Raw genomic sequence first — 7,777 nt, 5'->3', positions numbered from 1 at the left:
ACCAACGCCTTCGGCATGGGCATCGACAAGCCGGACATCCGCTTCGTGGCCCACGCCAACATCCCCAAGGCGGTGGAGGCGTACTACCAGGAGGTGGGCCGTGCGGGCCGAGACGGGAAGCCCGCCACCGCCGTGTTGCTCTTCAACCACGCGGACGTCTACACCCAGGAGCGGCTCATCGAGGGCAACCACCCCTCGGAGGTGGTCCTCGCGGATCTCTGGAACGCCCTGCGCACCGTGCCCGAGTTCAGCAAGGGCATCGGCGTGCTGGCGGGGATGGTGGGCTCCAGCGAGTTCGAGGTGTCCGCGGCGCTGCGCATCTTCGAGCGCGAGAGGAAGATCGAGCGCGGCAGCCGGGGTGAGGGCGAGTACGGCATCACCCTCACGGAGAAGGCCACGGCCGCCCACCCTCATGCGGCGGACTCGCGGCGGCTGCTCCAGTCGCTGCTGGAGACGTTCCCCGTGGGGCGCTCGAGCACCACGGAGCTGCCCCTGTTGGCCCGGCGTACCGGGCTGGGGGAGGAGGAGGTGCGGCACGCGCTCGGGCTGCTGGAGAAGGCCGGGGCCGTCAAGGTCCGCCGCCCCTTCGCGGGGCGCACCATCCGCGCGCTGGAGCAGGTGCCCTTCCGCGAGCTGGGGGTGGACCTGAACCGGGTGCGCGAGCAGGAGCGCCGCGCCCTGCTCCAGCTCAAGCAGATGACGGACTATGCGTACACTCGGCGGTGCCGGCGGGCGTTCATCCTGGGCTACTTCGGCCAGCAGGATCTCGAGGCCAGCTGTGGAAACTGCGACGTGTGCAAGGGCAGCCGGATGCCACGTCTGGTGCCGGTGGCCAGGCCGGCCTCCTCTGTCCCAGGCAAGCCCGAGCACTACAGCGAGCTGGCGGCCACGGAGCTGCGGCGCTGGCGCAAGGGGCTGGCCAAGGACCTGGAAGTCCCCCCCTTCATCATCTTCAACGACGCCACGCTGCTGGGGCTGGCGGCGGCGCTGCCCACGGATCGGGACTCCTTCCTTGCGGTGAAAGGAACGGGCGAGAGCCGCTGGGAGCGCTTCGGCCCCAAGGTGGTGGAGATCTGCCTGATGGCACGTGCCGCCGGCCACGAGCCTGTGGTGGCCGTAGAGGCGCCCCGGCCCCGCAAGAGCCGCAAGGCCTGAGCCCGCCCTGCCCTACCCTGGCCGGCGCTGGCTGTGCTTCTTCAGGGCCCGGCGCTCCACGTAGCCGCGCAGGCTCCCGACGAGGACTCCCACCACAAACGCCAGCAGGAAGATAATGGCGACGGTGGTGACGCCGAAGATGAGGCGCACCTGGTAGTCGGGGATCTGTCCGTTGAGGTAGTCCGCGCGCAGGGGCTCCATCCACCCGACGAGCTCCAGCGCCCGCGCCGGCAGCGAGTCCAGGGACAGCGAGAGCCGCTGGATGAAGCGCGTGGGGTAGACGCGCCGCACCACCTCCACGGTGATGCCCACCAGCAGGTAGATGATGGAGAGCAGGAAGGCGTTGCTCCCCATGATGCGCAGGAGCGGGTACGGCGACTGAGGCTGAGGAGGACTCTCCACGCTACTTCACCCGGCGCTTGAGGTTCGGCAGCGCCTTCTTCACCCGCTTCGCAGTCTCCGAGGCCGGAGCGAGCTTCAGGAAGGCCTCGTACTCCTGGATGGCGCGAGGCAGCTCTTCCTGCTTGCGGACGAGCACATCCGCCAGGGCCAGGCGCCCCATGGCGTTTGCCGGATCCAGCTCCACCGCCTTGTTGAGCGCCGCGAGCGCGGGCTCCTCCTGCCGCTGCTTGAGGGCCACGAGCCCCAGCGCCAGGTGCGTCCGCCCGTTGAAGGGGTCCAGCTTCACTGCTTCCTCCGCCGCCGCGCGGGCTGCCTTCAGGCTGCCCGGAGTGCTCAGCAGCACCCGTGCGATGGCCGTCTGGGCGAAGGCCTTGTCCCAGACCGTAGGCGCCCTGTTCGCCAGGCTCTTCAGTGCCTCGGCCGCCGGCTTTCCACCGTCCTCGGGGTACACATAGTGCTCGCCCACCAGGCCGCAGATGGCATCGGGCGAGTCGGTTCGTACCTTCTCGAAAGCCCCTGCCGCATCCTCGGGCTTGTCCTGACGCAGGAAGGTGTGGGCGATCTCACAGAACGTCTCCGGATCTCTCGAGTTGGCCGCGGCGGCGCGCTTCAGGGCCACGATGCCGGCATTGAGGTCTCCACTGGAGAAGAGGACGAGCGCACGCAGGCGCTGCCCCACGACATCGTTCAGGGCGAACTTCGCCGCGCGCACCGCCTCCGTCGCCTGCTGAGGCTTGCCCGAGCGCAGGAGCGCCTGGATGTATCCCTTCTGCGCGTCCAGGCTCTCGGGGTTCTCGTCCTTCCAGGCCGTGAACTGCTTCAACCCCTCCTCCGTGCGCCCCAGGGCCAGCAGCGCCCGGCCGAGCGCCTCCCGCGCCTCGCCGTGGAAGCCATTGCGCTCCACCGCGCGGGTGAGCGGCTGGAGGGCCAGGTCGGGCAGGCCCCGCGCGAGCAGCAGCCGCCCGAGCCCACAGGCGGCCTCATAGTCCCGGGGGTCCTTCATCGCCTCCTCGAGCTCGGTCCGCGCCTTGTCCATCGCGCCCAGCTCCCAGTACACCAGCCCCAGCGCCACGCGGAGGTCTGTCCGGGGCTGCTTCGAGCCCTTGGTCGTCTTCTCCAGCACCTCGCGCGCCTGCTCGCCGTTGCCGTCCGCCGCGTCCGCCATGGCCATGTAGCCGACGGCCTCGGGCACGAAGAGGTTGTTCACCTTCGTCTTCTCCAACTCGGCCCGGACGCGCTTCCAGTCCTTCTGCCGTGCGTAGGCCGCCGCGCGCACCAGTGACACCCGGCGCCCTTCGGCCTTCCCCAGCTTCTCGAGCGCCTCCTTCACCCGATCCCGGTCCAGCAGCGCCCGGCCCAGGCCCTCGAAGGCCGCCTCGCTCTTCGGCTTCATCTTGAGAGCGGCCTCATAGGCCTCCTGGGCCTTGGTGAGCTTTCCGGACGCGCGGCTCGCATCGCCCAGCGCGAGCAGGAAGTCGAAGACGAGCGGGCCCTCTCCCTGCGCTCCGCTCTCGAGCAGGGGCAGCGCCTCATCCTGCCGGCCCAGCCCGGCGAGGAGCCGCCCATGAATGAGCCGCTGCCGCGCGCGCAGCGCCTCTGGCAGCGCCGCGTCCCCGCCGAGCGCCTGCATGTCCGTGTGCGCCTCGTTCAGCTCCTGCCCCAGGGCGATTCGGCTCTCCGCCAGGCCGATGCGCGCCATCGGGTGCTCGGGAGAGAGCTCATGCGCGGTCCCATACACGTTGAGGGCGTTGGGGTAGTCGTCGAAGTCCTGGTAGTACTGGCCCAGCGAGACCAGCGCGCGCACGTTGCGCGCGGAGAGCTCCAGGGCGCGCTTGAAGTGCTCCAGCGCCTTCTCCGGCTGCTTCTCCTCCAACAGCAACGTGCCGGCGAGCGAGTGGAGCTCGGAAGAGTCCTCCTTCGAGTCCATCAACACGCGGCGGACGGTGGGCCGCGCCTTGTCGTCGGCCACCAGCACGTCCGTGGCAAGGCTCAGCCCTGGATGCTCGGTCCGCACCCCCGGCTGCTCCAGCGCCATGAGCGCCTGCTGGCGATCCTCGGCCAAGCCACCATGGTCGGAATAGAGGAGCGCATACGTGTATGCCCTCAGCGCCCAGGCCCGAGGGTTGTCGTCATCCATCTCCTGGGCGCGATCGAGCATCGCCAGCGCATCGCGGAAGGCGGTGCGCGTGTCCTGGGAGATGGCGCGGTCGGTCCGCTCCAGCACCTCGACGAGCGTCTGGCCCCCCTGCGCCGCCCGCCGGAAGAGGTACACGCCCAGGCCTACGCCCAGCACCACGACCAGCACCGCGCTCGCGGCGAGCTTCAGCCCGTAGCGCTGGAGGAAGGAGGGGGCGGCCGCGCTCTTGGCGATCTTGTCGCGCAGCTCCTTCTCGTAGGCGGCGGCGGCCTCCGCGGCGTCCACTTGGGACGTAGCCTTCGGGCGCCCAGAGCCAGAGGTTATCGGCCGCTCGACGGCCTCCGGGATGTCGTCGAGGAGCGCGCGCTTGGCAGCACCGCCCGAGGCCGCGCGTGAGCGGGACGACACCGGGGGCCGAGCTGAAGTGGACACACGCGCGGCCGAGGGAACTGCGGGCAGATCCTCCTCATCCGGAAGAGGCAGATCGCCCAGGAGCCCTCCCCCGCTCGAGCCAGGGGCCCGTCTGACGGCGGTGACGGCGGGCTGGGTCTCCGGCTCGGGTGGAAGCTCCTGCCCGTCGTCATCGTCCTGGGAGGAGGCCGGGCCATCTCCTTCGGGGGGCAGCCCCTGCTCGTCCGGCGTGTCCACATCGGGGAGCAATCCTCCCGAGCTCCCCTCGCGCTGCTCCACCCGGGACTCTCGGGCCTCCGCACCGGGAATGGGTGTGTCTTCGTCGTAGTCCGGCCGACTCCCCGCGTAGGGAGGCGGAGTGTCCGCGAGATCATCCTCCTCGGGAGGAGGCGGAGGCCGCGCGCCCTTGCGGGGCGGGAACATGTAGACCTTCGCCAGGCCGCGCGAGGGAGTGCCCTCTCCGGAGGTCTTGGCCTCGCTCGGCAGGGGCTCCTTGCGCGAGGGGGGCTCTTCGCCCGGGAAGTGATCCACCTTGATGGCGGTGAACTGGCGAGTGATGTCACCCCGGTCTTCGTCCTCCCAGGAGGGAGGTGGTGGCGGGGGTGCGGCTGCCTCTTCCTCTGGAGGAGGAGGAGGTACGAGAGCCGCTGCTGCCTCGGCCTTCGGCGCGGCCGGCTCCTCCACCTCCGGCTTCGGCGCGAGCTCGTTGGACGTGATCCCGGGCAGCTCGGCCACCACAGGAGGCGGTCCACCGGACAGCGCCTGCTGGGTCTGCTCCAGCCACAGGCGCACCCGCCCATCGTTGGGCTGCAGCGCCGCGGCCTTGCGCAGGATGGGCAGCGCGGACCGGAACAGCCCACGCTGCACCAGCACCTCACCAATCAGGTTGTAGGCGTGCGCGTTCTCCTTATCGACTGCGATCGCCTGATCAAACTGCTCCATCGCCTGCGCGGGCTTGCCCTGGTGCAGCAGGGCCTTGCCCCACAGCACCCGCCCGATGACGGACTGCGGGTGGTGACCGAGCCCCTGCTGGCACACCTCGATGGCGCGCGCATGCTCGCCCTTTTCGAGGTGAACCTTGGCGAGCTCGACGAAAACCGCAGATGTGGGGTCTTGCAGCAGCAGCTGCTCGTACCTTTCCACCATCGACTTGGCCATGGATGATCGGAACTCCGGTGCGCAGGCGGGACACGGACGATAGCACTGGATCTACTTGTAGGGCCTTTTCGGGTGCTACCGTCTCCTACCACCATGCGCCTGCTCGTCCTTCTGCTGCTGGTGGCCCTGATTGGTGGGGCCTGCGCCCACACCCCCCAAAGTACAGGTCTGGAAGGCCTCCGCCCTGTGGTGGAGGACTTCCACAAGCGCATCCGCTGGAAGGACTTCCGGGGGGCGGCCAAGCACATCGTGCCCGAGAGCCGCGAGGTGTTCCTGCGCGCCCGGAAGGAGCTTCAGGACGAGCGGGATCTCTCGATCACCGACTTCGAGGTCCTGGATGTGCAACTGGCGCCGGATGGGATGCGGGCGACCATCACCGCGCGGCTGCAGTGGATGCGCCTGCCCTCGCCCTCGGAGCAGACCGCCACCGTCACTTCGGAGTACGTCTTCCGGGACAGGGCATGGCAGCTGGAGCGGATGCTCGACGGGCCCTTTGCGGGCGAGCTGCCATAAAAAAAAACCGCCCGTCGACTCGGGGCCGGCCGAGGCGACGGGCGTCGAAGGTTCCCCTATGGAACCCCCTAACCATGGCCTCCCTAAGAGCAAGGCGGGTGCCACCGCCATCGCCCCCCAGAGCAGCGTGTAAAATCAAGTGTTTGCGTGGAAAACCGCCCGCAAGCGCCCTGCCAGCGGGGCCTCATGCACGACACAGGTGTCAGGCCCCCCCTGCCTTCCCAGCAGGAAGGCCCCTGACATGACTGTCAGAGCGGCCGCTACTCGCCGAGCACGGAGCGGATCGTCTCTCGCATGGAGTGGCGGGGCTTCCAGGCGGCTTCCTTCTGCCAGCGGGAGCCGTCCACGTTGCAGAGGAACTGGATGTGGTCCAGCTCCGGAGGCGGGAAGTTGGCCAGGCGGTACTTGAAGAGCAGGCCCAGCAGGGGCCGGGCGACGGGGTGGGGCACGGAGATGGGGGAGTGGTCCAGCTCGCGCAGCACGGTGGACAGGGGTACCTCGCCCGGGCCGGTGACGTTGTAGACGCCCTTGAGATCGGGGCGCAGGGCCTCGACCATGGCGCGCGAGGTGTCCTCCACGTGGATGAGCTGCACCATGGGATCGAACCCGGCCAGCGTCCACGGACGGCGCAGGCGCAGGTAGTTGGAGGGGGCGTTCTTGATGGTGGGCCCGACGATGTGGACGGGCCGGAGGATGACGGTGTTGATGTCCGGGTGCCGCCAGAAGAAGCCATGGGCGAGCATGTCCACTTCGATCAGATCGCGCACGCCAGAGAAGCGGCTGGCCGCCATGAGCGGCGCATCCTCAGTGAGGAAGTTGGAGTTGTCCGGGCTGGGGCCGTAGACGTTGGCCGAAGAGAGGACGACCACCTTCTTCACGCCGTACTTGGCGCAGTACTCGAGCAGGCGCGTGGTGCCCACCACGTTGAAGGAGTGGTGCTCCTCCTCGCTCATGCGCGGGTCATGCATGATGCCCAGGTGGATGACGGCGCCGACCTCGTTCTTGCGGAAGACGTCCTCGGCCTTCTTCTTGCGCAAGTCGAGCTGATACATCTCGACGTCCTTCGGCCGACCCACGAAGGGGCGCCGATCGATGCCGATGATGCGCTCGCTCTTGTGGAGCTGCTTGGCGAGCGCGCGGCCCAGGTTGCCGCTGATGCCCGTGACGACGACGGCCGGTCTCATGGAGCCCCCATCCTCGGAATCGAAAGTTGCCCAGCGCTCACCAGAAGATGCCTCGGCGTTCCTTGAGGCCCTGGTGGATCATGCTCTGGATGGCGGTCTTCACCGTCCGCACCTTCTTGTCCAGCTCGGTGTCCTCTTCATCCGGCCGGCCAGTGAAGATCAGCGGATCGCCGAAGTAGAGACGGTACTTGGTGGGCAGCGGGAAGGGCAGCCCGGTGGGGGTGATGGGGAAGGCCGGGAACCCGAGCAGCTTCGCCACCGGCTTGATGTCCAGCAGCGCGGGGGCCTGCTCCTCGGCGCCGATGACGGCCACCGGGACGATGGGCGTGTTCGTCTCCAGGGCCAGGCGCATGAAGCCCAGGCCGAACTCCTGGAGCTGGTAGCGCTGAGGCCAGAGCTTGGCGATGCCGCGCGCGCCCTCGGGAAACACGAGGATGGCCTCCTCCGACTCCAACAGGCGCCGGCAGTTCTCTGGAGTACCAACGATCTGCCCCACCCGGGCGAAGAGCGTGGAGATGTACGGCAGCGTAGGCACCCACTTCTCCACCATGCTGCGGATGGCGCGGGGGGGGGTGGCCTCCATCATCAGGGCCACGCCGATCATCGCTCCGTCCAGGGGGAGCTGGCCGGAGTGGTTGGAGATGAGGAGCACGCGGCCGCGAGGGATCTTCTCGATGCCGAAGGTCTCCACCCGGAAGTAGCGGCGGTAGAGCCAGAGCAGAGGCGCCACCGCGGCAAGGCTGTAGTCCAGGTTGAAGCCGAATGGGTCGACCCCGTACTCGTTCTCCGTGCGCGCGAGTGCCTGGAGCTGGTGCTT

The 7,777-nt window shown here is 68.8% G+C and carries 6 protein-coding genes; 2 read left to right on the top strand and 4 right to left on the bottom strand.

Annotation, left to right across the window (positions count from 1 at the left end):
• A partial coding sequence (locus VD972_RS13525) for an HRDC domain-containing protein (RefSeq protein ID WP_324986411.1) occupies positions 1–1,155 on the top strand: 1,155 nt, incomplete at its 5' end.
• 12 nt (positions 1,156–1,167) lie between these two features.
• Here VD972_RS13525 and VD972_RS13520 read toward each other — a convergent pair.
• Positions 1,168–1,509 carry a hypothetical protein gene (locus VD972_RS13520; RefSeq protein ID WP_324986414.1) on the bottom strand — a complete coding sequence of 114 codons (342 nt, stop codon included), beginning with the start codon at positions 1,507–1,509 and terminating at the stop codon, positions 1,168–1,170.
• 49 nt (positions 1,510–1,558) lie between these two features.
• On the bottom strand, positions 1,559–5,263 hold the full coding sequence (locus VD972_RS13515; RefSeq protein WP_324986408.1) for a tetratricopeptide repeat protein: 3,705 nt from the start codon (positions 5,261–5,263) through the stop codon (positions 1,559–1,561).
• 189 nt (positions 5,264–5,452) lie between these two features.
• Between VD972_RS13515 and VD972_RS13510 the strand changes: the two genes are divergently transcribed.
• Positions 5,453–5,776, top strand: coding sequence for a hypothetical protein (locus VD972_RS13510; protein WP_324986405.1), 324 nt, complete (start codon positions 5,453–5,455; stop codon positions 5,774–5,776).
• Between the two features lie 260 nt (positions 5,777–6,036).
• Here VD972_RS13510 and VD972_RS13505 read toward each other — a convergent pair whose 3' ends face one another.
• Complete coding sequence (locus VD972_RS13505) at positions 6,037–6,960, bottom strand: SDR family oxidoreductase (RefSeq protein WP_324986402.1); 924 nt, start codon at positions 6,958–6,960, stop codon at positions 6,037–6,039.
• Between the two features lie 37 nt (positions 6,961–6,997).
• Positions 6,998–7,777 (bottom strand): lysophospholipid acyltransferase family protein (locus VD972_RS13500; protein WP_324986399.1); only part of this gene is annotated, 780 nt, incomplete at its 5' end.

The sequence above is a fragment of the Hyalangium sp. genome, assembly GCF_035629615.1.
In the GTDB taxonomy this organism is placed as follows: Bacteria; Myxococcota; Myxococcia; order Myxococcales; family Myxococcaceae; genus Hyalangium.
The sequence above is the reverse complement of the archived record's forward strand: the minus strand, read 5'-3'. Positions and strand labels throughout refer to the sequence as shown.